A 25,028-nucleotide genomic window follows, 5' to 3' on the forward strand; every position below is an offset into this window, starting at 1 on the left:
CCGCCCCTTTTCTCCCGCCCGCACAACGACATCACCATGAAGGAACCACGATGAGTCACTTCCTCGATCGCCTCACCTACTTCTCGCAGCCGCGCGAGACTTTCGCCGGCGGGCACGGCCAGGTCACTGGCGAGGACCGCACCTGGGAGGACGCCTACCGCAATCGCTGGGCGCACGACAAGATCGTGCGCTCCACCCATGGCGTGAACTGCACCGGCTCGTGTTCGTGGAAGGTCTACGTCAAGGGCGGCATCGTGACCTGGGAGACGCAGCAGACCGACTACCCGCGCACCCGCTGGGACATGCCCAACCACGAGCCGCGCGGCTGCTCGCGCGGTGCCAGCTACAGCTGGTACCTGTACAGCGCCAACCGCGTGAAGTACCCCATGGTGCGCGCCCGCCTGCTGCGCCTGTGGCGCACGGCGCGCCAGACCATGGGCCCGGTGGAGGCCTGGACCAGCATCGTCAGCGACGACACCAAGCGCAGCGAATACCAGAAGGTGCGCGGCATGGGGGGCTTCGCGCGCTCCAGCTGGGACGAGGTCAACGAGATCGTCGCCGCGGCCAACATCCACACCATCAAGCGCCACGGGCCGGACCGGGTGATCGGCTTCTCGCCCATCCCGGCCATGTCCATGATCAGCTACGCGGCCGGCACCCGCTACCTGAGCCTGATCGGCGGCGTGTGCATGAGCTTTTATGACTGGTACTGCGACCTGCCGCCGTCCAGCCCCCAGGTCTGGGGCGAGCAGACCGACGTGCCCGAAAGCGCCGACTGGTACAACTCCGGCTACATCATTGCCTGGGGCTCCAACGTGCCTCAGACGCGCACGCCGGACGCGCACTTCTTCACCGAGGTGCGCTACAAGGGCACCAAGACGGTGGCCGTCACGCCCGACTTCTCCGAGGTCGCCAAGCTGTCCGACATCTGGCTGCACCCCAAGCAGGGCACGGACGCGGCCGTGGCCATGGCCATGGGCCACGTCATCCTCAAGGAGTTCTACTTCCCCGACAGCGGGGAGCGCAGCGCGTACTTCGACGACTACGTGCGCCGCTACACCGACATGCCGATGCTGGTCACCCTGAAGGAAAAGGTGCTGGAGTCCGGCGAGACGGTGCTGGTGCCGGACCGCTACGTGCGCGCCAGCGACTTCGACGCGTCGCTGGGCCAGGCCAACAACCCCGAGTGGAAGACCGTGGCGCTGGACGACAGCGGCCGCGTGGTCGTGCCTCAAGGAGCGATCGGCTTCCGCTGGGGTCCGGACGGCCGCCCCGACAAGGGCCAGTGGAACCTGGAACAAAAAGACGCCGCCGACGGCAGCGAGGTGCGGCTGCGCCTGTCGCTGCTGGAGGGCACGGACGCCGCTTCGGCCGAGACGGCGCGTGTGGGCTTCCCATACTTCGGCGGCATCGCCTCCGAGCATTTCCCGAACAATCCGCAGTCGGACGTGCTGGTGCGCACCGTGCCGGTGCAGCGCCTGCAGCTGACGGGCGGTGACACCCTGGTCGCCACGGTGTTCGACCTGCAGGTGGCCAACTACGGCGTGGCGCGCGGGCTGCCGGGCGAGTTCGCCGCCAGGGATTTCGACGACAACCACCCCTACACCCCCGCCTGGCAGGAGCAGATCACCGGCACGCCGCGCGACCAGGTCATCACCGTGGCGCGCCAGTTCGCCCAGAACGCGCACGACACCGAGGGTCGCTCCATGGTCATCATCGGCGCAGCGATGAACCACTGGTACCACTGCGACATGAACTACCGCGGCGTCATCAACATGCTGATGATGTGCGGCTGCATCGGCAAGAGCGGCGGCGGCTGGGCGCACTACGTGGGTCAGGAAAAGCTGCGCCCGCAGACCGGCTGGACGCTGCTGGCCTTCGCGCTGGACTGGATCCGCCCGCCGCGCCACCAGAACTCCACCAGCTTCTTCTACGCCCACACCGACCAGTGGCGCTACGAGAAGATCGGCGTGGAGGAGGTGCTGTCGCCGCTGGCCGACAAGGCCCAGTTCAGCGGCAGCATGATCGACTACAACGTGCGCGCCGAGCGCATGGGCTGGCTGCCCTCCGCGCCGCAGCTCAAGACCAATCCGCTGCAGGTGGTGCGCGACGCCCAGGCCGCCGGCCAGGACCCGCGCGACTATGCCGTGCAGGGGCTCAAGAGCGGCAACCTGAAGCTCAGCTGCACCGACCCCGACCATCCGGACAACTGGCCGCGCAACATGTTCGTGTGGCGCTCCAACATCCTGGGCTCCTCGGGCAAGGGGCACGAGTACTTCCTCAAGCACCTGCTGGGCACCAGCAACGGCGTGCAGGGCAAGGACCTGGGCCCGCAGGACGCCAAGCCCACCGAAGTGGTCTGGCACGACAAGGCGCCCGAGGGCAAGCTGGACCTGCTGGTGACGCTGGACTTCCGCATGAGCACCACCTGCCTGTACTCGGACATCGTGTTGCCCACGGCCACCTGGTACGAGAAGAACGACCTCAACACCAGCGACATGCACCCCTTCATCCACCCGCTGTCCACGGCGGTGGACCCGGCCTGGTCGGCGCGCAGCGACTGGGACATCTACAAGGGCTTTGCCAAGAAGTTCAGCGAGCTGTGCCCCGGCCAGCTGGGGGTGGAGCGCGAGCTGGTGCTGTCGCCGCTGGCGCACGACTCCCCGGCCGAGCTGGCGCAGCCCTTCGGCGTGTCCGACTGGACGCGCGGCGAGTGCGACCTGATCCCCGGCAAGACCGGGCCGCAAATGACCGTGGTCGAGCGCGACTACCCCAACGTCTACAAGCGCTTCACGGCCCTGGGGCCGCTGATGGACAAGCTGGGCAATGGCGGCAAGGGCATCAACTGGGACACGCAGCTGGAGGTCACGCAGCTGGGCCAGCTCAACGGCGTGGTGAGCGAGCCCGGCGTGACGCAGGGCATGCCGAAGATCGACAGCGACATCGACGCCTGCGAGGTGGTGCTGCACATGGCCCCCGAGACCAACGGCCACGTGGCGGTGAAGGCCTGGGAGTCGCTGTCCAAGCAGACCGGGCGCGACCACAAGCACCTGGCGCTGTACCGCGAGGACGAGAAGATCCGCTTTCGCGACATCCAGGCGCAGCCGCGCAAGATCATCAGCTCTCCCACCTGGAGCGGCATCGAGAGCGAGACCGTCAGCTACAACGCCGGCTACACCAACGTGCACGAGCTGATCCCATGGCGCACCCTGACCGGGCGGCAGCAGTTCTACATGGACCACCCCTGGATGATCGCCTTCGGCGAGGGCTTCTCGACCTACCGCCCGCCGGTGGACCTGAAGGCCACGGCGGAAGTCATGGGCCGAAAGCCGAACGGCAATCCTGAGATCCAGCTGAACTTCATCACGCCGCACCAGAAGTGGGGCATCCACTCCACCTACACCGACAACCTGCTGATGCTCACCCTGAGCCGGGGCGGGCCCATCGTCTGGGTCAGCGAGGAGGACGCCAAGCGCGCCGGCATCGAGGACAACGACTGGATCGAGCTGTTCAACGTCAACGGCGCGCTCACCGCGCGGGCCGTGGTCAGCCAGCGCGTCAAGCCGGGCATGGTCATGATGTACCACGCCCAGGAAAAGATCGTGAACACCCCGGGCGCGGAGATGACCAACGTGCGCGGCGGCATCCACAACTCGGTCACGCGTGTGGTCCTGAAGCCTACGCACATGATCGGTGGCTACGCGCAGTTCAGCTACGGCTTCAACTACTACGGAACCATCGGCACCAACCGTGACGAGTTCATCGTCCTGCGCAAGATGAACAAGGTCGACTGGCTGGATACGCCTGTCGCCGATCAACTGATCAAGCCCACGCTGGACCAAGGAGAAACCGCATGAAGATCCGCGCCCAAATCGGCATGGTGCTGAACCTGGACAAGTGCATCGGCTGCCACACCTGTTCCGTCACCTGCAAGAACGTCTGGACCAGCCGCCCCGGCATGGAGTACGCCTGGTTTAACAACGTCGAGACCAAGCCGGGCATCGGCTACCCCAAGGAGTGGGAGAACCAGGATCGCTGGAACGGCGGCTGGGTGCGCCGTCCCGACGGCTCCATCATTCCGCGCCAGGGGGCGAAGTGGAAGCTGCTGATGCGCATCTTCGCCAACCCCAACCTGCCGGAGATCGACGACTACTACGAGCCCTTCACCTTCGACTACGCCCATCTGCAGTCGGCCCCCGAGATGGGCGCCTCGCCCACGGCCAAGCCGCGCAGCCTGATCACCGGCAAGCAGATGGACAAGATCGTCTGGGGCCCGAACTGGGAGGAGATCCTGGGCGGCGAGTTCTCCAAGCGCAGCCAGGACAAGAACTTCGACGACATCCAAAAGGAGATGTACGGCCAGTTCGAGAACACCTTCATGATGTATCTGCCGCGCCTGTGCGAGCACTGCCTGAACCCGACCTGCGTGGCGTCGTGCCCCTCCGGCTCGATCTACAAGCGCGAGGAAGACGGCATCGTCCTGATCGACCAGGACAAGTGCCGCGGCTGGCGCATGTGCGTCTCGGGCTGCCCGTACAAGAAGATCTACTACAACTGGAAGAGCGGCAAGGCCGAGAAGTGCATCTTCTGCTACCCGCGCATCGAGGCCGGCCAGCCCACTGTGTGCTCGGAGACCTGCGTGGGCCGCATCCGCTACCTGGGCGTGCTGCTGTACGACGCCGACCGCATCCAGGAAGCGGCCAGCGTGGAGCGTGACCGTGACCTGTACCAGGCGCAGCTGGACATCTTCCTGGACCCCAACGACCCGGCCGTGATCGCCCAGGCCAGGATCGACGGCATCCCGGACAAGTGGATGGAGGCCGCGCGCAAGAGCCCGGTCTACAAGATGGCCGTTCAATGGCAGGTGGCGCTGCCGCTGCACCCCGAGTACCGCACCCTGCCCATGGTCTGGTACGTGCCGCCGCTGTCGCCCATCAGCTCGGCGGCCAACGCCGGCCACCTGGGCGTGAATGGCCAGATCCCGGACGTGAACCAGCTGCGCATCCCCGTGAAGTACCTGGCCAACCTGCTCACCGCCGGCGACACGGCACCCATCGTGCGGGCGCTGGAGCGCATGCTGGGCATGCGCGCCTACCAGCGTGCCAAGCACGTGGAGCGGCGAGTGGACATGGACGTGCTCAACCAGGTGGGCCTGTCCCAGGCCGAGGCCGAGGACATGTACCAAACCATGGCGATCGCCAACTACGAGGACCGCTTCGTCATCCCCACCACGCACCGCGAGTACGCGGAGAACGCCTTCAACGTGCGCGGCGGCTGCGGCTTCACCTTTGGCAATGGCTGCTCGGACGGCGTCTCCAACGTCAGCCTGTTCGGCCAGGAGAAAAAGCGCACCATTCCCATCAAGGCGGAGGTCTGAGCATGCAGGAGCCGCACAACATCCCCGTGACCGAGCACCTGGCCGGGCGCCATCCCGGCGCCGTCACGCTGCGCGTGCTGGCCGCGCTGCTGGGCTATCCCCATGCCGAGCTGCGCGAGCACCTGTACGAAATGGACGCGCTGCTGGCCGGCGACGGCGTGCTCAGCGCGCGCCATCGCGCCGGCATCACGGCGCTGGTGGGCCACCTGCAGGCCTGCGATCCGCTGGCCGCCGAGACGGAATACGTCGAACTGTTCGACCGTGGCCGCTCCACCTCGCTGTACCTGTTCGAGCACGTGCACGGCGACTCGCGCGACCGCGGGCCGGCCATGATTGACCTGGGCGAGACCTACGCCAAGGCCGGCCTGCTGCTGATCGAGGACGAGTTGCCCGACTACCTGCCGGCGGTGCTGGAGTTCGTCTCCACCCAACCGCCGCGCGAGGCCAGGAGCTTCCTGGGCGAGATCGCCCACCTGCTGGACGCCCTGCACGCAGCCCTGGCCAAGCGGGGCAGCGCCTACGCCGCCGTCATGGCGGCCCTGCTGGAGCTGGCCGGGCACAAGCCCCAGGCCGGCGCCGAGGTCCCGGCCGAACTGCCGCTGGACGAGGCCTGGGAGGAACCGGCCGCGTTCGACGGCTGCTCGTCCGCCGGCCAGGCCCGCCCGGGCCAGCCCCAGCCCGTGCACATCGTGCGCAAGAACTCCCTACCAGCCCAAGGAGCCTAAAGCCATGGATTCGACATACCGCTTTCTCTTCCAGGTCTATCCCTACGTGTGCTTCGTGGTGTTCGTGGTGGGCAGCCTGATCCGTTTCGACCAGAACCAGTACAGCTGGAAAAGCGACTCCTCGCAGATGCTGCGCACCGGGTTGCTGCGCTGGGGCAGCAACCTGTTTCACTTCGGCATCCTGTTTTTGTTCTTCGGGCACATGGTGGGCCTGTTCACACCGCACAGCGTGTACGGCATCTTCATGAGCGCGTCCACCAAGCAGATGCTGGCCGTCTCCGCCGGCGGCGTCGCGGGCGCGGTGTGCTTCGTGGGCCTGACCATGCTGCTGGTGCGCCGCCTGACCGATCCGCGCATCCGCTACACCAGCCACCCCACGGACATCGCCGTGCTGGTGGTGCTGTGGGTGCAGCTGTCGCTGGGGCTGTTGACGCTGCCCCAGTCGCTGCAGCACACCGACGGCAGCGCCATGCTGATCCTGGCCGACTGGGCCCAGCGCATCGTCACCCTGCGCCCGGTGGACGCTACGGCCGTGGCCGCGCTGCACTGGACCTTCCAGGTGCACATCGTGCTGGGCGTGACCATCTTCCTGCTGTTCCCCTTCAGCCGGCTGGTGCACGTGTGGAGCGGCTTCGCCTCGGTGGCCTACCTGTTCCGCCCCTACCAAATGGTGCGCGCACGCCGCCTCAACGTGCCTGCCGGCCAGAACCTGCCCGGCCAGCCCAGCGCCGTGCCCTCGCCCACGGTGGCCGACGCCATCGACAACCCGCGCGCTGTACGGTAATCACCCCTTGCCTACGATCCGGCCATGAACGCGACCACCCTGCCTTCCACCCAAGCCAGCATCAACGGCGTGCCGCTCGCCGAACCGCACGAGCAGATCAGCCCCGAGGAGCTGCGCCAGCGCGCCTGCACCGAGCTGCTGCGCCAGGCCGCCCAGCGTGACGGCCTGCTGGCGGCGGACGATCCCGCGCCGCAGGCCGGCGCCTTCAGCGAGGCGGCCAGCGAGGCCATCGAGCGCTGGCTGGAGCAGCACCTGAACGTGCCCGAGCCCACCGAGGAGGCCTGCCGGCGCCACCACGCTGCGCACGCCGCGCGCTACCGCCGCGGCGAGCGCGTGCACGTGCGCCACATCCTGTTCGGCGTGACGCCGGGCGTGGACGTGGGCGCGCTGCGCTCGCGCGCCGAGACCTGCCTGCTGGACGTGCGCTGCCACGACGGCAGCGGCGCCGACGCCTTTGCCGCCGCGGCGCGTGAGCTGTCCAACTGCCCCACAGGTGCGCAGGGCGGCGAGCTGGGCTGGCTGACGGCCGAGGAGTTCGCCCCCGAGATGGCGCAGGAGATCTTCGGCCGCGCCGAGGTCGGCGTGCTGCCGCGCCTGGTGCACAGCCGCTTCGGCCTGCACGTGGTGGAGGTGCTGGAGCGCGTCCCTGGCGTGGAGGAGCCCTACGAGTCCGTGCGCGGCGCGGTGCAGCTGGCGCTGCGCCAGCAGTCGTGGATCACGGCGCTGCGCCAGTGCCTGCAGCTGCTGGCGGCCGAGGCCGACGTGCAGGGCGTGGAGCTGGACGAGGCCAGCTCTCCGCTGGTGCAGTAGTCACCAACGGCCGCGCCCCTGCGCCCATGGAACAGCCCGCCGGCACCATCCCCGACGAGCTGCTGCAGCGCCTGCAGCGCTTTCATTCGGACTACTTCCCGCTGCACCAGCAGCGCTTCCAGGACCTGGTGTCCCAGGGCCAGGCGCCGAAGACGCTGTTCATCGGCTGCTCAGACTCGCGCCTGGTGCCCTACCTGCTCACCGGCACCGGGCCGGGCGAGCTGTTCATGGTGCGCAACGTGGGCGCCTTCGTGCCGCCCTACGACGGCTCGCACGGCCACCACGGCACGGCCGCGGCCATCGAGTTCGCCGTGCTCAGCCTGGAGGTCAGCCGCATCATCGTCTGCGGCCACAGCCACTGCGGCGCGGTGAAGGCGCTGTACGGCGAAGTGCCGGCCGAGGCGCAGAACCTGCAGCGCTGGCTGGACCTGGGGCGGGGCGCCGTGCTGCCCGTGCAGCCCTGTGCCGAAGCCCTGCGCCGCACCGAGCAGCGCGCCGTGCTGCTGCAGCTCGAGCGCCTGATGGACTACCCCATGGTGCGCCAGCGCGTGGAGGACGGGCGCATCAGCCTGCACGGCTGGCATTACGTGATCGAGGAAGGCGAGGTCCACGTCTTCGACGTGCAGCAGCGCGGCTTCGTCGCCGCCTCGCGCGCTCAGTGCAGCGGCACCGGTCCCTATCCGCCCTACGTCGAGCACGACGGACAGGTGCTGGTGGACTGCTGAGGCCGCCCGCCGTGCCACCGGACGTTTTCTCCCCGCAGCAGCTCGCCGCCTTGCTGGCCGCGCGCCAGACCGTCATGCCCCGGCGCCTGGCGGCACCCGGCCCCGAAGGCGCCGAGCTGCGGGCCATCCTGGAGGCCGCGGGCCACGCGCCGGACCACGGGCGCCTGCTGCCCTGGCGCTTCATCCTGGTGCCGCAGGACGCGCGCGCCGCGCTGGGCCAGGCCTTCGTGCAGGCCCTGCTGCAGCGCGACCCGCAGGCCGACGCCGAGGAGCGGCAACGCGCCCGCGACAAGGCCGCACGTGCCCCCGTGCTGCTGCTGGCCGTGGTGGACGAGGGGGCGGCCGATGCGCCCATCCCGCCCGCGGAACGCTGGCTGTCTGCCGGCTGCGCCGTGCACGGCATGCTGCTCATGGCCACGGCCCGGGGCTATGGCTCGGCGCTGACCAGCGGCCGGGCGCTGCAGGCGCCGGCCCTGCGCGCGCTGTTCGCCCTGGGCCCGTACGAGCGTGCCGCCTGCTTCGTCAGCATCGGCACCGTGCAGTCGCGCAAGCCGCCGCGCCAGCGCCCGGCACCGGCCCAGTACGTGACTACGCTGATGGCCCCAGGCGGCGGCGTGCATTCCTGGCCGGCGCATGATCAGGCCGATGAATACCACTAGACAGACCGAGGTAACGCCATGAACGAGATCCGCCATTTCGACGACCTGCTGCAGGCCGCCCGCGTGCAGCGCGAGCGCCAGCGCTTGCTGCTGGTGTTCGCCGGCTCCGAGCTGCCCGACGGCGCCACGGCCCAGCAGCGCGCCGACTTCGAGCGCGGCGAGGGCGGCGCCCTGGTGCCGCTGATGTGCGTGGACAAATGGCCCGACGAGGCCGAATCCTTCGCGGCGGTGGTGCGCGAGTCCAGCGAATACGAGCTGCCCGGCCAGCCCTGGCAGCTGGTGTTTGCCGCCGCGCTATCGGGCGATGCCGATCAGGGGCCCAGCGATGCCCAGACCGATCAGGCGCTCCATCGCATGGTCGAGGCCATCAAGGGCGGCGACCTGGGCGGCTATCTGCCCTTCGACCGCCAGGGCCGGCCGGTGGCGCTGGGGCGCCAGGCATGAGCCCCCGCCCGGCCGCCCCGAAGGGGGCTCGCACCGCAGTCCGAAGGACGGAGGTTGCCCAATGACCGGCGCCCGAGTCAGCCTGCCCGGCGTGCGCAGCCCGGGCGCGGGCTTTGACGAGCCCTTCGCCATGCTGGAGGCCTGCCACGACCGTGTGCGCCGCTCGCTGGACCTGCTGGCGCGCCTGCGCCAGTACCTGCGCGATACGGGCTGGGACGAGTCCGCCGCCCAGGCCGCGCGCGACGTGCTGCGCTATTTCGACATCGCCGCGCCGCTGCACCACGAGGACGAGGAGTTGCACGTCTTCCCGCCGCTGCTGGCCGGCACGCCCGGGGACGATGTGGTGCAGCTGGTGCGCCAGCTGCAGCGCGACCACATGCAGATGGCCGAGCGCTGGGCCGCAGCGCGCGGGGCGCTGCAGGCGCTGGGCGAGGGAAACATCACCGCCCTGGCGCCTGCGCAGGAAGAGGCGCTGGAGCGCTTCGCGCAAGGCTACGAGAGCCACATGCGGCACGAGGACGGCACCATCTACCCGGCCGCCCGCGCCCTGCTGGACGCCGAGGCCGAGCAGGCCATGGGCGCGGAGATGGCGCGCCGCCGCGGCGCCGCCAGTTCGCTATCCAAATAATAGCTGCTGACGCTTGTCTGGCAAGGGTTTGAGGTCGATTTGGCTACGAAAACGCTGGCCGGTCAGTGGATCACCACCGGGTTCTGCGCCAGGCCCACGTAGCCGTCCAGCGTGTCCTCCACCTCCTGCTCGGTGGGGGCGTTGCGCTGCCAGGCCAGGATCTGCTGCTGGAACATCTCGGCCCAGGAGCCGTCCAGGTAGACCTCCTTGCCCGAGCGCTTGTCCACGATTTCGAAGCCGTGGCGCGCCAGCTGGGGTTGCTGCGAGCCGTCTTCGGCCGTGCCCAGGTCGGCCACGGGCTGCATGTGGACCACCACGAAGGAGTCGGAGTCGTAGAGCATGTTCATGGCGTGTTCTCCCTGGCTGCAATGCCCTGCAGATGGCTGCAGTGTGCCCGACTTCAAGTGCGCCGCCGTGCCGTGCGTCATTGCGCCTCGTGGCCGCTCAGCGCCAGGTCGGCGAAGTCGCCGTTGGCCTGGGTCAGGCGGATGCGCACCGGCAGGTAGCCCAGCTCGGTGCCCAGCCACAGCTCGGCCTTCTGGTCGTACTCCTTGCCCGGCGGTGGCACGCGCTGCAGTTTCAGCGCCGGCGTGGGGCCGGCTGGCAGCTGCAGCGTCTCCGGCCCTTCCACGGTGAAGGTCCAGCGGTCGGCGCTCTTGGTGCCCACCGTGGTTAGCGCGATGCGCGTGCCCGGCGGGTAGCGCTGCGGCGCGGCGGCCAGCAGGCTGCCCAGCTGGATGAACACGCTCAGGCGGTCCTGCGCCCCGTCGCCGATGGGTGCGGGCGGCGCATTGGCGCTGAAGGTCGCCTGGTGCTGCTCGAAGTCGAAATGCGCCGCGCGCTCGCTGCGCGCCTTGTCGCCGAAGCGCTCGGGCTGCAGGCCGCGCGCAGTGATGCGGCCGGTGCTGGTCTGCGAACGCGCGCCCAGCAGGAAGGCCTTGACCTGCTGGCGCGCCTCGTAGCGCGCGCCGTCCTGGCGCCAGCTCAGCTCGGCGCTGGCGCTGTAGTTGAAGCGCTTGGCCTGGCCCGTCACCTCGAAGTCCAGCCGCACGGAGGCGGGCACGCGCACGGGCGGCGCTTCGCCGCCGCTCGGGGCGCCAGCGGCGCCGGGCGGGGTGATTTCCACGCCGGCGCTGGCCTGCGGGGCGTTACCAGTGTCCGCCTGGGTGACCTGCGGCGCGGCGTCGCTGGCGGGTGGCGCGGCAGGGGCCGCAGTTGGGATTGCCTCGGCGGGTGCACTGGCGGCATCGCTGGCCGCTTCGGCTGCGCTGGCGGACTCGGCGGCAGACTCTGCGGCGGGTTCGCTGGCCGGCGTCTCGGGGGACATCTCCGGCGGCGCGGCCGCGGCCAGCAGCTCGTGCGGATCGGGCACGTAGGCGGGCTCTGCCGCCGCGGCCTGTGGGGCGGGCTCGGGCGTTGGTGCGGGCGGCGGGGGTGGCGGCGCCGGGCGCGGCTTGGGCCGGGGTTTCGGGGCAGGACGGGGCGCCGGCTTGGGCTCGGCGGCAGCGGGCGGCGGCGGGGCAGGGGGCTCCACCAGACGGGTGCGAAAGGCCAGCGTCTCGCTCGCCGCCCCGGGCGCGCCGCCGCCCAGCGGCAGGCCGGCCAGCGCCAGCCAGTGCGCGGCCAGCACCAGCGCGGTCAGCAGGATCAGCGGGCGGCGCGGCATGCCGGGCGAGGGGCTCCTAGAATTTCAGGTTTTGTCAGAAGGTCCATCCTTTGCTGGATCGATGGGTGCATGTGGCAGTTCCCGCCAGCGCCCGGCACACCCCATGAAACTTGCCACCTACAAGGATGGATCGCGCGACGGCCAGCTGGTCGTCGTCTCGCGCGATCTGAGCCAGGCCCATTATGCGAGCGGCATCGCCAGCCGCCTGCAGCAGGTGCTGGACGACTGGAACTTCCTCGCGCCCCAGCTGGCCGACCTGAGCGCGGAGCTGAACAGCGGCCGCGCCCCGCACGCCTTCGCCTTCGAGCCCGAGCGCTGCCTGGCCCCGCTGCCGCGCGCCCACCAGTGGGTGCAGGCCATGGCCTACCCGGCGCACGTGCAGCGGCTGCGCCAGGCGTTGGGTGTCAGCGGCGAGGCGCCGCTGACCCAGCCGCCCCTGCTGCAGGGCGCCAGCGACGACTTTCTGGGTGCCTGCGACGCCCTGGCCCTGTCCGGCCCGCAGAGCGGCCTGGATTTTGGCGCCCAGCTGGCCGTGGCTACGGGCGACGTGCAGCGCGGCGCCGCCCCCGAGCAGGCGCGCGAGGGCGTGCGCCTCGTGATGCTGGCCAACGCCTGGGCCGTGCGCCCGCTGATGGCGGCCGAGCTGGCCCAGGGCTTCGGCCCGGTGCAGTCGCTGCCGGCCACGGCCTTCAGCCCGGTGGCCGTCACGCCCGACGAGCTGGGCGAGGCCTGGCAGGGCGGCCGGGTGCAGCTGCAGCTGCAGTGCGCCGTGAACGGCCGGCGCTTCGGCATGTGCGAGGCGGGGCAGGACATGGCCTTCGACTTCGGCCAGCTGCTGGCCCACCTGTCGCGTACCCGGCGGCTGCGCGCCGGCACCCTGGTGGGCAGCGGCCCGGTGGCCAACGCCGGCGCCGAGCTGGGCCATGCCTGCATCGCCGACAAGCGCGCCGTGGAGGCGTCCGAGGCCGGGCGCGCCCGCACCGGCTACCTCCGCCACGGCGACAGCGTGCGTATCGAGATGAAGAACCGCGCCGGCCACAGCGTCTTCGGCGCCATCGACCAAGACGTTGCCATGCCGGATTGATTTTAGGCAAAATGGCGTTGTAAGCCGCATCAATCAAGCGGCGGTAGCTACTAAAAAGTGAGTACAGGAGACATCGCCATGCAACGCAGACACCTGCTCGCGGCCCTGGGCGCCGCGCCTTTTGCCCCCTTCGCCCCGCTGGCCCGTGCCCAGGGCAGCTGGCCGGCCCAGCCCATCCGCTGGGTCGTGCCCTATCCGCCCGGCGGCGGCACCGACGTGCTGGCGCGCACCGTGGCCGAGGCCCTGCGCGCCGAGCTGGGCCAGCAGATCGTGGTGGACAACCGCCCCGGCGCGTCCACCAACATCGGCAGCCAGGCCGTGGCCAGCGCCCGGCCCGACGGCTACACCGTGATGTCGGCCGACAACGCCCTGCTGGCCTACAACGAGCACCTGTTCAGCAAACTGCCCTTCAACCCCGACAAGGACTTCACCTACGTCGCCGGCCTGTCGCGCTTTCCGCTGGCGCTGGTGGTGCACCCGGACTTTCCGGCGCGCACGCTGGGGGACTTCCTGGCCCACGTGCGCGCCCGCCCGGGCGAAGTGAACTACGCCTCGCCCGGCAACGGCTCGCCGCACCACCTGGCCATGGAGATGTTCAAGCACCGCACCAAGACCTTCCTGACCCACATCCCCTACCGGGGCGCCGCGCCGGCCATGCAGGACGTGATGGGCGGGCAGGTGCCGTGCATGTTTCTGGACCTGGCGGCCGGGCTGCCGGTGATCCAGTCGGGCAAGGTGCGGGCGCTGGCCATCGGCTCGGGCCAGCGCGTGCCGGCCCTGCCCGACCTGCCCACGCTGGCTGAAGGCGGCGTGGCCGATTCCGAGGTCTACGCCTTCCAGGGCGTGCTGGCGCCGGCCGGCCTGCCGGCGCAGGTCACCGAGCGGCTGAACGCGGCCGTCAATCAGGCGCTGAAGGCGCCGGCCGTGGTGCAGCGCATGCAGGCCTTCGGCATGGAGCCGCTGCCCGGCACGCCGGCGCAGTTCCACGCCCTGGCGCGCGCCGAGGCCAGGCGCTGGGGGCCCATCATCCAGGCCACGGGCGTCAAGCTCGATTGAGCATGAAAAAGGGCTCCAGCGCTTATCTGGCAAGCGCTGGCAGCTCTTTTTTTGATAGTGATGCTCAGAGCGGCGCGGACGGCAGCCGCTCCACCTCCACCAGGCAGTCATAGAAGGTCGGCCCGCCGCCCAGGTCAGTCAGCGCCTGGCTGGTCAGCTCGTTCACGTTGGTGCCGTTCACGCCCAGCTTGCGCCACCAGATCCCCAGGCCGTTGACCACGCCCGGCCGGGCGCGCTCGGTCACCACGGCGTGGCATTCGTGGCTGCCGCGGCCGTTGAACACGCGCACCAAGTCGCCCTCGGCGATGGCGCGTGCGGCGGCGTCCTGCGGGTGGATCTCCACGAGCGGGCGGCCCTCGATGTCGCGCAGGCTCTTGAGGTTGACGAAGGTGGAGTTCAGGAAGTTGCGCGCCGGCGGCGAGATCATGGCCAGCGGGTACAGGCGGGAGCTGCCCGGCGCCTCGTGGTTGGGGAGATAAGCGGGCAGCGGGTCCAGCCCGCGTTCGGCCAGGCGGTCGCTGTAGAACTCGCATTTGCCCGAGGGTGTGGGAAAGCCGCCCTCGGCAAAGGGCGCGTCCGGCACCGGCAGCGGGGCGAAGCCCTGCTCGGCCAGCAGTGCGAAGTCCACTGCGTCCCCGAAGGCCTGGCGGCACAGCTGCTCGTCGCTGTCGGCAAAGCAGGGCTCGGTGAAGCCCATGCGCGCGGCCAGGTCGCGGAAGACCTGCGTGTTGCTGCGCGACTGGCCTTGCGGCGCTATGGCCGGGCGGTTCAGCAGCGCGTCGGTGTGGCCGTAGGACAGGTGCACATCCCAGTGCTCCAGCTGCGTAGTGGCGGGCAGGATGTAGTCGGCCCAGTCGGCGGTGTCGGTCTGGAAGTGCTCCAGCACCACGGTGAACAGGTCCTCCCGGGCAAAGCCCTGCACCACTTTGCTGGAGTCCGGCGCCACGGCCACCGGGTTGCTGTTGTAGACCACGACGGCCTCGACCTTCGGGCCGAACTCGGGCGAGGTATCGCGCAGCAGGTCGTCGCCGATGGTCACCATGTTGATGGTGCGCGCCGGGCGGCCGGCCAGCAGGTCGGGGCGCTGCAGCTGCTGGCGCTGCACCGGGAAGTAGCCTGAGGTGGACAGCAGCACGCCGCCCGCCGGGTGGCGCCAGGCGCCGGTCAGCGCCGGCAGGCTGGCAATGGCGCGCACCGCGTTGGCGCCGCCGTGGGCGCGCTGCACGCCGTAGTTCAGCCGGATGGCGGCCAGGCGCGTGGTGCCGTATTCGCGCGCCAGCTGGCGGATCTGCGCCACCGGCACGCCGCAGACCTGGGCGGCACGCTCGGGCGGCCATTGCAATGCGCGCTCGCGCAGCTGCGGCCAGCCGTGCGTGTGCCGGGCCAGGTAGTCGTGGTCCAGCCAATCGCCCGCGATCAGCTCGTGCATCAGCGCCAGGGCCAGGGCGGCGTCGGTGCCGGGCAGCAGCTGGATGTGCTCGTGGCACTTCTCGGCCGTCTCGCTCCTGCGCGGGTCGATGCAGACCAGGCGCGCGCCGTCCCTCTTGGCCTGCTGCGCCAGGCGCCAGAAGTGCAGGTTGCTGGCAATGGAGTTGCTGCCCCAGATCAGGATCAGCTTGGACTGGGCGAAGAACTCCAGCTTCATGCCCACCTTGCCGCCCAGGGTGTAGGTCAGCCCCTCGCCGCCGGCCGTGGCGCAGATGGTGCGCGCCAGCTGCGAGGCGCCCAGGCGGTGGAAGAAGCGCCGGTCCATGCTCTCGCCCTGCACCAGGCCCATGGTGCCGGCGTAGCTGTAGGGCAGGATGGCCTGCGGCGCGCGCGCGGCGATGGCGCCCAGGCGCTGCGCGATGTCGGCCAGCGCCTCGTCCCACGAGACGGGGGCGAACTGCCCGCTGCCCTTGGCTCCGGTGCGCTTGAGCGGCGTGAGGATGCGCTCCGGGTGATGCGTGCGCTCGGGGTAGCGCGAGACCTTGGCGCACAGCACGCCGCCGGTGCTGGCGTGCGCCGGGTTGCCCTGCACGCGCACGGCGCGGCCGTCCTCCACGGTAGTCAGCAGGGCGCAGGTGTCCGGGCAGTCATGCGGGCAGGCGCCGCGCACGGTGATGGTGTGGCGCTCTACCGGGGCAGCAGCGTCGGCGGGAGTGGCATGGGTCATGGAGGGCGTCCTCGAGGGGCAGATGCGCTGTGGCGGTACGCCACTCGCGGGGCCGTCGCCAGGGGCCGGATTTCACCATGAACGGGCGCGCCGCGTGCGCCGATGGCCGCGCCGTGCACGCGGATGACCGGGCGCCGCTAGACTGGCCGTTTTCCAGGACGACCCTAGCGAAGAAGCATTCACATGAAAGTCATCGACTCCATCGTGGCCGATGCGGCCGCCATCGCCAGCGTGCGGCGCGACATCCATGCCCATCCCGAGCTGTGCTTCCAGGAGGTGCGCACGGCCGACGTGATCGCCGCCCAGCTGACCGAATGGGGCATCCCCATCCACCGCGGGCTGGGTACCACCGGCGTGGTGGGCATCGTGCACGGCCGCGACGGCGGCAAGAGCGGGCGCGCCGTGGGCCTGCGCGCGGACATCGACGCCCTGCCCATGCAGGAGTTCAACACCTTCGAGCACGCCAGCCGCCACGCCGGCAAGATGCACGCCTGCGGCCACGACGGCCACACGGCCATGCTGCTGGCCGCGGCCAAGTATTTCTCGCAGCCCGCGCACCGCGACTTCGACGGCACGGTCTACCTGATCTTCCAGCCGGCCGAGGAGGGCGGCGGCGGTGCGCGCGAGATGATCAAGGACGGGCTGTTCGAGCAGTTCCCCATGCAGGCCGTGTTCGGCATGCACAACTGGCCGGGCCTGCCGGTGGGCAGCTTCGCCGTCAGCGCCGGGCCGGTGATGGCGTCCTCCAACGAATTCAAGATCACCATCCGCGGCAAGGGCGCGCACGGCGCCATGCCGCATCTGGGCATCGACCCCGTGCCCGTGGCCTGCCAGATGGTGCAGGCCTTCCAGAACATCATCAGCCGCAACAAGAAGCCGGTGGAGGCGGGCGTGATCTCGGTCACCATGATCCACGCCGGCGAGGCGACCAACGTGGTGCCCGACTCGTGCGAGCTGCAGGGCACGGTGCGCACCTTCTCCCTCGAGCTGCTGGACCTGATCGAGCGGCGCATGCGCCAGGTGGCCGAGCACACCTGCGCCGCCTTCGAGGCGACGTGCGAGTTCGAGTTCGTGCGCAACTACCCGCCCACCGTCAATTCGCCCGCCGAGGCGGCCTTCGCCGCCCAGGTCATGGCCGGCATCGTGGGCGACTCTGGCGTGCGCGCGCAGGAGCCCACCATGGGCGCGGAGGACTTCGCCTTCATGCTGCAGGCCAAGCCCGGCGCCTACGTCTTCATCGGCAACGGCGAGGGCGACCACCGCGCTGTTGGACACGGCGGCGGCCCCTGCACCCTGCACAACCCCAGCTACGACTTCAACGACGACCTGATCCCCCTGGGCGGCACCTACTGGGTGGAGCTGGCGCGCCAGTGGCTGGCGCAGCCCACGGCCTGAGCGGCACCGCGCACACCCCGCCCCGCGTGGCGGGGTTTTTTACGCCCTCAAAAAAGCACGATCGTTCGTGTTTTGACTACACTGCGCGGCATACGCCAACCCGCAAACCACAAGGAGATACGCATGTCCGACCTGAACGCCGCCTTCGAGGCCGCCGTCGCCAATTCCAAGAACCTGAGCGAGCGCCCGGACAACCCGACGCTGCTCAAAATCTACGCCCTGTACAAGCAGGCCACCGCCGGCGACAACCAGGACAAGAAGCCCAGCTTCTCCGACATCGTCGGCCGCGCCAAGTGGGACGCCTGGGAAAAGCTCAAGGGCACGGACACCGCCGCCGCCCAGCAGCAGTACATCGACCTCATCGAGTCGCTGCGGGGTTGACTAGAGAACACCCCCCTGAGCGGCTGCGCCGCTTCCCCCCGCTCTCGCAATGCTGCGCATTGCGGGCAGGGGGACGCCACCAGCGCGGCGGGGCGGCCCTTGCGCGGTGGCCCGCGCCCTGGGACGCGCCCGTTTCATGCGCTGGGGGGCGCAGCGCTATGGTTGATTGAGTTCTCGTATCTTTGTCTCGCGCTCGCCCTTCGGCGCGGCGGCCAGCGCCCGCACGGCCGCGTGAAAGCGCGGCCAGTCGCGTCCCTCGCGCGCAAACAGTGCCATGAACGCCGGCACCAGGTCGTCGTAGGCGCCCTGGGCGGCAAAGCTGGCGTTGTTGGCACCCTGCACCCAGCGGTCCAGCGAGGCCAGCTGCTGCGGCGCCACGCCTTGGCGCTCCACCCAGCCCGCGCGCAGCCGGGCATAGCACTCGGCAAAGTCCTGCATTGCTTCGCTTTTCATAGCTGCCAGCGCTTTCCAGTCCTGGGATAGAGCCTGTTTTGACTCATAAATGGCGGTCAGCCGCGCGCGCGTTTGCTGGGTCAGCGCGCGCCACTGGCGGCGGCGCTCCTCGCTGCGCTCGTACTGCTGGCGCACGGCAGCGTCGCCCCGCGCGTCCAGCCACTGCTGCACGCCCAGGCGCTCCACGGCGGTGGCATAGGACTCGTTGAAGCGCGTGTCGCCGCTGGCATAGGCCTGCTGGTGCGCCAGCTCGTGAAACAGCAGGCGCACGAAGTCGCCCTCCGGCCAGCCGATGAAGGTGGACAGCAGCGGGTCGCCTCCCAGCCAGTTGCTGTAGCCCAGCGTGGAATACGCCGGCACGGGGTAGACGCTCACTTCCAGCCCCTGCTGCGCCAGGCGCCGGCCTTCGGCGTTGGCATCTTCCTGGGCGAAGTAGCCCCGGTAGCCGATGCAGCCCGTCACCGGAAAGCACCAGGTGTGCAGCGTCAGCGACCACGGCGGCGCGGCCACCACGTTCCACACCGCGGCGCTGCGGTCCAGCCGGGCGTAGCGGCGGTAGCTGGCGTTGTCGGGCAGGGCCAGCACGCGGCTGGCGAACTCGCGCGCCTGCAGCGCCAGCTCCAGCCGCTGGCGCAGCGGCGCCGGCGTGTCGGGCTCGGCCAGCCACTCGGGCACCGGGCGCGCGGCGTGCAGCAGGGCCAGGTGGCCGCGCAGCGACTGCCAGTAGTAGCCCAGCGTGCCACCGCCGTGCGCGCAGCCGGCCAGCAGCGTGCAGGCGCCGGCCAGGAGCAGGGTCTGGGCAAGAATGCGGCAGCAGGCGAGCAGCATCGGGCCAGCATAGCCCAGCACAATGCGCCTATGACCGACCCCGCCACCCCCGCGCCCGACGGCCTGTTTGCCGACGAGGGCGGCTGCCTGCGCTGCAGCTGGTGCCGCGCCACGCCGCTGTACCGCCACTACCACGACCACGAATGGGGCTTTCCCGTCGATGACGAGCGCCGGCTGTTCGAGAAGCTGTGCCTGGAGGGCTTTCAGGCCGGCCTGAGCTGGCTGACCATCCTGAACAAGCGCGAGGCGCTGCGCGCGGAGATGGCGCAGTTCGAGGCCGAGGAGCTGGCACGCTTCGGCCCGGCCGAGGTCGAGCGCATGCTGGGCAACCCGGCCATCGTGCGCCACCGCGGCAAGATCGAGTCGGCCATCCACAACGCCCGCTGCGTGCTGCGCCTGCGCGCCGAGTGGGGCTCGCTGGCCAGCTACGTCTGGAGCTGGGCGCCCCAGGCCCAGCAGGGCCGCCCGGAGCGGCTGACGGGAGCGGCGGTGCGCGCACTGACCACCTCAGAGGCGTCCACGGCCCTGTCCAAGGACTTGAAGAAGCGCGGCTTCAGCTTCGTCGGCCCGACCACCATGTACGCCTTCATGCAGGCCATGGGCCTGGTCAACGACCACGTGCACGGCTGCAGCGTGCGCGAGCGCGCCCAAGCGCAGCGCGCGGCCTTCGTGCCACCCGCGGGCTCAGGCCACGGCGTCTGAGCGCAGCGTGATGTCCTGAAAGCCCAGCGCCTGCATGCAGGCGCGCAGGATGGCCACGGTGGCGGCCTGGCGCGGGCCGGGCTGGGGCAGGGAATCGTCCGCGCCGGGCAGGGCCAGCAGGCGCTCGAAGGCCTGCTCCAGCAGGTCCAGCGGCAGCTGCATCTGCGGCTGGGCCTCCAGGCCGGCGGCCAGGGCGATCTGGCGGATGCCGCCGTCGGCGGTGTACAGGCTGGCGCCCTCGGCCAGGCGCCCCCGCAGGGTCTGGAAGGCGTCTAGCGCGTCCTGCGCCGCGGCCAGCAGCTCGCCGGGCTGGGGCGGCTCGTCGGCAAAGCGTGTGGCAGACATCACGCGCGCGCCCAGGTCCAAGGTGCGCAGCAGCAGCGGCTGGCTGCCGGCCTGGCCGCTGGCCAGGGTGGTGTGCGAGCCGCCGATGTGCAGCGTGGCAAAGGCCGTGCCTTCGGGCAGCTCGCGCGTCAGCAGGGCGTACAGGGCGGGGGCATCTTCCGTCACGGGAGGCGCGGGCGTATCGGTCATGGCTTCGTCGCGGGCTCAGAGGTGCGGCGATTGTGCAGCAAGGCAAAAAACAAGGCCCTCGCGAGGAGGGCCTTGGTGTGCATGGGCGTGCGCGTGCTTTAGCCGTGGCGCTTGCCGGGGTTCTTCTTGTGGTGCGTGTTCACGCCGCGCTCCAGGCTCACGCGCTGGCCGCGGCCATGCGTGGTGCTGGGCATGCCGGGCATGGGGGTGGGACGGGGAGTGGCCTTGCGGTCGGCTTCGGTGACGATTTTCTTGCCCATGATGGCTCCTGAGATCGATAAGGAAAAACGGTAAAAAAGCCCTCTATTAGGCCATAGGCTCCAAGACAGGGGGTGGGCAGGGACACAGCATGCGCCATGGCAGGCGGTAGCGTGGCTGTGCTGACGCTATCGTATGAATAGCTGCCAACGCTTGCTGGCAGGTCGTTGGCGGCAAATTTCTCCGTTAATGTCGTTCAATTTCAGAAGTGCGTGTTCTGTCAGAGAAGGTCGCGTTTTCCTGTCAGGCGGGTTCCATTGACGCACTGGCGCAACGGCTTGAAGAATGTTCGTTGTTACGGACAACGATGAAGGGCGCGGGTATGAGGAACTTGCTGCATTCACTGGAGGAAAGCCTCGCCCTGTCGCCGGTGGGGGTGGCCGTCGAGCTTCCCGATGGCGCCCGCCTCGGCCGCCCCGACGCCGACGTGCGCCTACGCTTTGGTGACCGCATGTCGGTAGTGGCCCTGGCCATGGGCGAGATCGGCAACGTGGGCGCCGCCATCGTGGAGGGGCGCGTGGCGCTGGAGGGCAGCATGCGCCAGCTGATGGCGGCCGCCGGCTCGCTCTTGCGCCTGGACCCGGCGCGCGACGCGCAGATGGGCTGGTGGCAGCGGGTGATGGTGCGGGCGCGTTCCATGGCCGCGCACACGCTGTCCGGCGACGCGCAGAACATCCAGTTCCACTACGACCTGTCCGATGAGTTTTATGCCCTGTGGCTGGACCCGCGGCGGGTGTATTCGTGCGCCTACTTCCGCGAGGCGGACATGACGCTGGCCCAGGCGCAGGAGGCCAAGCTCGACCACATCTGCAAGAAGCTCATGCTGCGCCCGGGCGAGCGCTTCCTGGACATCGGCGCCGGCTGGGGCGGGCTGCTGCTGTGGGCCGCCGAGCACTACGGCGTGGACGCCACGGGCATCACCCTATCGCGCCACCAGCACGCCCACGTGCAGCGGTTGATCGAGGAGCGCGGCCTGTCCGCCCGGGTGCGCATGCAGCTGCTGGACTACCGCGAGCTGCAGGTCGACCAGCCCTTCGACAAGATCGCCTCGGTGGGCATGTTCGAGCACGTGGGCCGGGCGCAGATGGAGCGCTACTTCGCCACCGTGCACCGGCTGCTGCGCCCGGGCGGGCTGCTGCTCAACCATGGCATCACCGCCGGCGGGCTGGACAACGCCGGCCTAGCCGCCGGCATGGGCGAATTCATCGAACGCTACATCTTCCCCGGCGGCGAGCTGCTGCACGTCAGCGTGGCGCTGCACGACATGGCGCGCGCCCAGCTGGAGATGGTGGACACGGAGAACCTGCGCCCGCACTACGCGCGCACGCTGTGGGCCTGGTCGGACGCGCTGGAGAACCGGCTGGAGGAGGCGCGCGCCATCCTGGTCGCGCACAAGGGCCAGGAGCAGGGCGAGCGCGCCCTGCGCGCCTACCGCCTGTACCTGGCCGGCTGCGCGCTGGCCTTCGAGCGCGGCTGGGTGGCACTGCACCAGATCCTGGCCACGCGCCCCAGCGGCCAGGGCGACGACGGCCCGCTGAAGGGCGCGCAAAGCGACTACCCCTTCAATCGCTCCTACATGTACGAGGGCGCTGCGGCGGCTGATCGCTAGGGCAGGGCGGCTTATCCTCGGCCCATTGCCATCCAACCAGGGGAACAGCCCATGCTCTACAAGTTCAAGTCCCGCGCCACCGCCGACCTCATCATGCTGGAGCCCAACGGGCGCCAGCTGCTGAAGATCGTGGGCAAGGGCGAGGAGCCGCACGGCATCATCACCGCCGCCCAGATCCCCGCGGCTATCGAGGCGCTGCAGGCCGCCGTGGCCGCCGAGGAAGCCGCCGAGCGCGAGCAACAGGCGCAGCAGCAGGACGCGCCCGCCGCGCAGGACGGCGAGGAGCCGCAGGACGGCCCTGGCCAGAGCGGCGGCGAGGTAGTGCGCCTGCGCCAGCGCGCCGCGCCCTTCATCGACATGCTCAAGCGCAGCGCGGCCGAGGGCAAGGACGTGACCTGGTAGGCCCGTCCCTCCTGCCCTCGATCACTTGTAGCTGCGCGCGTCCTCGATGACCTTGCCGTCGTTGGGCAGCGTGCCCGGCGGCACCATCTGTACCTCGCCGCGCAGCTTGGTGGCCTCGCGCAGGGCTTCCTGCACCTGCGTGGCGAAGCCAGCGGCGGTCTCGGTGGTCTCCACCTGCAGCAGCATCTGGTCGCTGGCCATCTCGCCGCTGACCACCAGGCGCGCGCGCTGCACCTGCGGGAAGCGCTTGGCCACGGCCGCGATCTGCCCTGGGTGCACGAACATGCCGCGCACCTTGGTGGTCTGGTCGGCCCGGCCCATCCAGCCCTTGATGCGGGTATTGGTGCGGCCCGTGGGGCAGGTGCCGGGCAGCACGGCCGACAGGTCGCCGGTGCCAAAGCGCACCAGCGGGTAGTCGGGGTTGAGCGTGGTCACCACCAGCTCGCCCACCTCCCCCTCGGGAACGGGGTCACCGGTGCCGGGGCGCACGATCTCCACGATCACCTCCTCATCCAGCACCAGACCCTCGCGCGCCTCGGTCTCGTAGGCGATCAGGCCCAGGTCGGCCGTGCCGTAGCACTGGTAGGCGGCCACGCCGCGCTCGGCGAACCAATCGCGCAGCGAGGGCGGCAAGGCCTCGGCCGACAGCAGCGCCTTGGTCACGCTGGGCAGCGGCACGCCCATCTCCGCGGCTTTTTCCAAAATGATCTTCAGGAAGCTGGGCGTGCCCACGTAGCCAGCCGGGCGCAGCTCGGCCATGGCCTGCACCTGCTGCTCGGTCTGGCCGGTGCCGCCCGGGAAGACCGTGCAGCCCAGCGCCTGGGCGCCGGTTTCCATCATCGAGCCGGCGGGCACGAAGTGGTAGGAAAAGCAGTTGTGCGCCAGCTCGCCGGCGCGAAAGCCGGCCGCGTACAGCGCGCGCGCCATGCGCCAATAGTCGCGCCGCTGGCCTTCGGGCTCGTACAGCGGGCCGGGGCTGGCGAAGACGCGTGGCATGGCGCTGCCGAAGCGCGCCGCGGCAAAGCCGCCGAAGGGGTCCTGGGCGCGGCCGGCCTGCTGGCGCTCCAGCAGCTCGTGCTTGCGCGTGACAGGCAGGCGGGCCAGAGCCTGGCGGCTGGTGATGCCCGCGGCGTCGACGCCGGCCAGGATGCCGGCAAACGCGCGCGAGGCCTGCTGCGCGTGGGCAATCTGGCGCGGCAGGGCGGCCATCAGGGCGGCCTCGCGCTCGTCCGCCGTGCGCGTTTCCAGGGCGTCGTAGAACTTGCTCATGCCGTGCTTCCTTTGCAAGAAAAATTTTTTAGGCGAAAAGTGCCCCTGACGCAGGCAGATCCTGCGCCAGCAGCTATGAAAAAGTGAGTGCCCGCGCGGGCGGGCCGGGCGTCAGGCCAGCCAGCGCTTGCGCCGCTTGTAGCTCTTGACGTCCTTGAAGCTCTTGCGCTCGCCGCCGCCCACGCCCAGGTAGAACTCCTTGACGTCCTCGTTGCTGGCCAGCTCCTGCGCGGGCCCGTCCATGACGATGCGGCCGCTCTCCATGATGTAGCCGTAGTCGGCGTACTTCAGGGCCATGTTGGTGTTCTGCTCGGCCAGCAGGAAGGTGGTCCCTTCCTTGGCGTTGAGGTCCTTCACGATGTTGAACACCTCTTCCACGATCTGCGGTGCCAGGCCCATGGAGGGCTCGTCCAGCAGCACGATGGAGGGGTTGCACATGATGGCCCGGCCGATGGCGCACATCTGCTGCTCGCCGCCCGAGGTATAGGCCGCCTGGCTGGTGCGCCGCGTCTTCAGGCGCGGGAAGTAGGTGTAGACCTTCTCCAGGTTGGCCGCGATCTCGGCCTTGTCGGTGCGGGTGTAGGCGCCGGTGAGCAGGTTTTCCTCGATGGTCAGGTGGGCGAAGCAGTGGCGCCCCTCCATGACCTGCACCACGCCGCGCTTGACCAGGTCGGAGGGCGTGAGATTCTGGATCTGCTCGCCCCGCAGCTCGATGCTGCCCTTGGTGACCTCGCCGCGCTCGCCCTTGAGCAGGTTGGAAATCGCCCGCAGGGTGGTGGTCTTGCCGGCGCCGTTGCCGCCCAGCAGGGCGACGATGCCGCGCTCGGGCAGCTGCAGCGAAACGCCCTTGAGCACCAGGATCACATGGTTGTAGATGACCTCGATGCCGTTGACGTTCAGGACGATGTTTCTGGTGTCCATAACTCTCACTTCCGCGTTGGGTGCCAATCGGGAGAGCTGCAATCAGCTCTCTCGATTGGCGGCTGCACGCAGCCACCACCCTTGTCCTCGACCACTGGCGCGACCCAGGCCAGCAGACGCCGTGGATCCGGCTTCGCCGGTCCACTGGCATCGTCCCGCTCCC

General features: G+C 69.9%; 24 protein-coding genes. 16 read left to right on the forward strand and 8 right to left on the reverse strand.

Features of this window, described 5'->3' with window-relative positions; translation table 11 throughout:
* The first annotated feature begins 50 nt into the window (after positions 1-50).
* The 9 genes from RT282_RS02355 to RT282_RS02395 all read left to right on the forward strand — a co-directional run bounded on the left by RT282_RS02355 (position 51) and on the right by RT282_RS02395 (position 10,152).
* On the forward strand, positions 51-3,857 hold the full coding sequence (locus tag RT282_RS02355) for a nitrate reductase subunit alpha (protein ID WP_313311540.1): 3,807 nt from the start codon (positions 51-53) through the stop codon (positions 3,855-3,857).
* Positions 3,854-5,377: a nitrate reductase subunit beta gene (narH, locus tag RT282_RS02360; RefSeq protein ID WP_312304185.1), complete on the forward strand. Its 1,524-nt coding sequence runs from the start codon at positions 3,854-3,856 to the stop codon at positions 5,375-5,377. Before RT282_RS02355 ends, narH begins: the two co-directional genes overlap by 4 nt.
* Positions 5,378-5,379: 2 nt before the next feature.
* A complete protein-coding gene (gene narJ, locus RT282_RS02365; RefSeq protein ID WP_313311541.1) occupies positions 5,380-6,102 on the forward strand; it encodes a nitrate reductase molybdenum cofactor assembly chaperone in 723 nt (240 codons plus the stop codon).
* Positions 6,103-6,106: 4 nt separating this feature from the next.
* Positions 6,107-6,886 carry a respiratory nitrate reductase subunit gamma gene (gene narI, locus RT282_RS02370; RefSeq protein ID WP_313311542.1) on the forward strand — a complete coding sequence of 260 codons (780 nt, stop codon included), beginning with the start codon at positions 6,107-6,109 and terminating at the stop codon, positions 6,884-6,886.
* A gap of 24 nt (positions 6,887-6,910) precedes the next feature.
* Positions 6,911-7,696, forward strand: coding sequence for a peptidylprolyl isomerase (locus RT282_RS02375; protein WP_313311544.1), 786 nt, complete (start codon positions 6,911-6,913; stop codon positions 7,694-7,696).
* Between the two features lie 26 nt (positions 7,697-7,722).
* Positions 7,723-8,421 carry a carbonic anhydrase gene (locus RT282_RS02380; protein WP_409519431.1) on the forward strand — a complete coding sequence of 233 codons (699 nt, stop codon included), beginning with the start codon at positions 7,723-7,725 and terminating at the stop codon, positions 8,419-8,421.
* 74 nt (positions 8,422-8,495) lie between these two features.
* Positions 8,496-9,080: a nitroreductase gene (locus RT282_RS02385; RefSeq protein ID WP_313312584.1), complete on the forward strand. Its 585-nt coding sequence runs from the start codon at positions 8,496-8,498 to the stop codon at positions 9,078-9,080.
* Positions 9,081-9,098: 18 nt separating this feature from the next.
* On the forward strand, positions 9,099-9,524 hold the full coding sequence (locus tag RT282_RS02390) for a ribonucleotide reductase subunit alpha (RefSeq protein ID WP_313311546.1): 426 nt from the start codon (positions 9,099-9,101) through the stop codon (positions 9,522-9,524).
* 61 nt (positions 9,525-9,585) lie between these two features.
* The gene (locus RT282_RS02395) at positions 9,586-10,152 is read left to right on the forward strand and encodes a hemerythrin domain-containing protein (RefSeq protein WP_313311548.1); all 567 of its coding nucleotides are present in this window, start codon (positions 9,586-9,588) and stop codon (positions 10,150-10,152) included.
* A 62-nt stretch (positions 10,153-10,214) separates the two neighbouring features.
* Here RT282_RS02395 and RT282_RS02400 read toward each other — a convergent pair whose 3' ends face one another.
* Both RT282_RS02400 and RT282_RS02405 read right to left on the reverse strand, forming a co-directional pair.
* Positions 10,215-10,499, reverse strand: a complete 285-nt coding sequence (locus RT282_RS02400; protein WP_312304179.1) for a DUF3567 domain-containing protein — start codon at positions 10,497-10,499, stop codon at positions 10,215-10,217.
* Positions 10,500-10,576: 77 nt separating this feature from the next.
* Entirely contained in the window at positions 10,577-11,818 is a 1,242-nt protein-coding gene (locus tag RT282_RS02405) for a DUF3108 domain-containing protein (protein ID WP_313311549.1), read from the reverse strand.
* 103 nt (positions 11,819-11,921) lie between these two features.
* On the opposite strand from RT282_RS02405, the gene RT282_RS02410 reads away from it, so the two are divergent.
* On the forward strand, positions 11,922-12,902 hold the full coding sequence (locus RT282_RS02410; RefSeq protein WP_313311551.1) for a fumarylacetoacetate hydrolase family protein: 981 nt from the start codon (positions 11,922-11,924) through the stop codon (positions 12,900-12,902).
* A gap of 78 nt (positions 12,903-12,980) precedes the next feature.
* Positions 12,981-13,958 carry a tripartite tricarboxylate transporter substrate binding protein gene (locus RT282_RS02415; RefSeq protein WP_313311552.1) on the forward strand — a complete coding sequence of 326 codons (978 nt, stop codon included), beginning with the start codon at positions 12,981-12,983 and terminating at the stop codon, positions 13,956-13,958.
* 64 nt (positions 13,959-14,022) lie between these two features.
* Here RT282_RS02415 and RT282_RS02420 read toward each other — a convergent pair whose 3' ends face one another.
* On the reverse strand, positions 14,023-16,113 hold the full coding sequence (locus RT282_RS02420; RefSeq protein WP_313311556.1) for a molybdopterin oxidoreductase family protein: 2,091 nt from the start codon (positions 16,111-16,113) through the stop codon (positions 14,023-14,025).
* A gap of 183 nt (positions 16,114-16,296) precedes the next feature.
* On the opposite strand from RT282_RS02420, the gene RT282_RS02425 reads away from it, so the two are divergent.
* Together RT282_RS02425 and RT282_RS02430 are read left to right on the forward strand one after the other, a co-directional pair.
* On the forward strand, positions 16,297-17,508 hold the full coding sequence (locus RT282_RS02425; RefSeq protein ID WP_313311558.1) for a M20 aminoacylase family protein: 1,212 nt from the start codon (positions 16,297-16,299) through the stop codon (positions 17,506-17,508).
* Between the two features lie 123 nt (positions 17,509-17,631).
* Entirely contained in the window at positions 17,632-17,889 is a 258-nt protein-coding gene (locus RT282_RS02430; protein WP_312757239.1) for an acyl-CoA-binding protein, read from the forward strand.
* Between the two features lie 156 nt (positions 17,890-18,045).
* Here the strand turns inward: RT282_RS02430 and RT282_RS02435 are convergent, their stop codons facing one another.
* Complete coding sequence (locus tag RT282_RS02435) at positions 18,046-19,170, reverse strand: aminopeptidase (protein WP_313311559.1); 1,125 nt, start codon at positions 19,168-19,170, stop codon at positions 18,046-18,048.
* A 30-nt stretch (positions 19,171-19,200) separates the two neighbouring features.
* On the opposite strand from RT282_RS02435, the gene RT282_RS02440 reads away from it, so the two are divergent.
* Complete coding sequence (locus RT282_RS02440) at positions 19,201-19,872, forward strand: DNA-3-methyladenine glycosylase I (protein WP_313311560.1); 672 nt, start codon at positions 19,201-19,203, stop codon at positions 19,870-19,872.
* On the opposite strand, the gene RT282_RS02445 is transcribed toward RT282_RS02440, so the two are convergent.
* Both RT282_RS02445 and RT282_RS02450 read right to left on the reverse strand, forming a co-directional pair.
* Positions 19,855-20,406: a hypothetical protein gene (locus RT282_RS02445; RefSeq protein WP_313311561.1), complete on the reverse strand. Its 552-nt coding sequence runs from the start codon at positions 20,404-20,406 to the stop codon at positions 19,855-19,857. The genes RT282_RS02440 and RT282_RS02445 overlap by 18 nt on opposite strands.
* A gap of 98 nt (positions 20,407-20,504) precedes the next feature.
* On the reverse strand, positions 20,505-20,666 hold the full coding sequence (locus tag RT282_RS02450; RefSeq protein ID WP_312304164.1) for a hypothetical protein: 162 nt from the start codon (positions 20,664-20,666) through the stop codon (positions 20,505-20,507).
* A gap of 320 nt (positions 20,667-20,986) precedes the next feature.
* On the opposite strand from RT282_RS02450, the gene RT282_RS02455 reads away from it, so the two are divergent.
* Together RT282_RS02455 and RT282_RS02460 are read left to right on the forward strand one after the other, a co-directional pair.
* Positions 20,987-22,273, forward strand: a complete 1,287-nt coding sequence (locus RT282_RS02455; RefSeq protein WP_313311562.1) for a class I SAM-dependent methyltransferase — start codon at positions 20,987-20,989, stop codon at positions 22,271-22,273.
* A 51-nt stretch (positions 22,274-22,324) separates the two neighbouring features.
* The gene (locus RT282_RS02460) at positions 22,325-22,675 is read left to right on the forward strand and encodes a DUF1840 domain-containing protein (protein WP_313311563.1); all 351 of its coding nucleotides are present in this window, start codon (positions 22,325-22,327) and stop codon (positions 22,673-22,675) included.
* Between the two features lie 21 nt (positions 22,676-22,696).
* Here the strand turns inward: RT282_RS02460 and RT282_RS02465 are convergent, their stop codons facing one another.
* Both RT282_RS02465 and RT282_RS02470 read right to left on the reverse strand, forming a co-directional pair.
* Positions 22,697-23,944, reverse strand: coding sequence for an AMP-binding protein (locus tag RT282_RS02465; RefSeq protein ID WP_313311564.1), 1,248 nt, complete (start codon positions 23,942-23,944; stop codon positions 22,697-22,699).
* A gap of 111 nt (positions 23,945-24,055) precedes the next feature.
* Positions 24,056-24,865 (reverse strand): ABC transporter ATP-binding protein, encoded by an 810-nt coding sequence (locus tag RT282_RS02470; RefSeq protein WP_313311566.1) that lies wholly within the window; start codon positions 24,863-24,865, stop codon positions 24,056-24,058.
* Between the last annotated feature and the right edge of the window lie 163 nt (positions 24,866-25,028).

It is taken from the genome of Pulveribacter sp. (genome assembly GCF_032079985.1).
Taxonomy (GTDB): Bacteria; Pseudomonadota; Gammaproteobacteria; order Burkholderiales; family Burkholderiaceae_C; genus Melaminivora.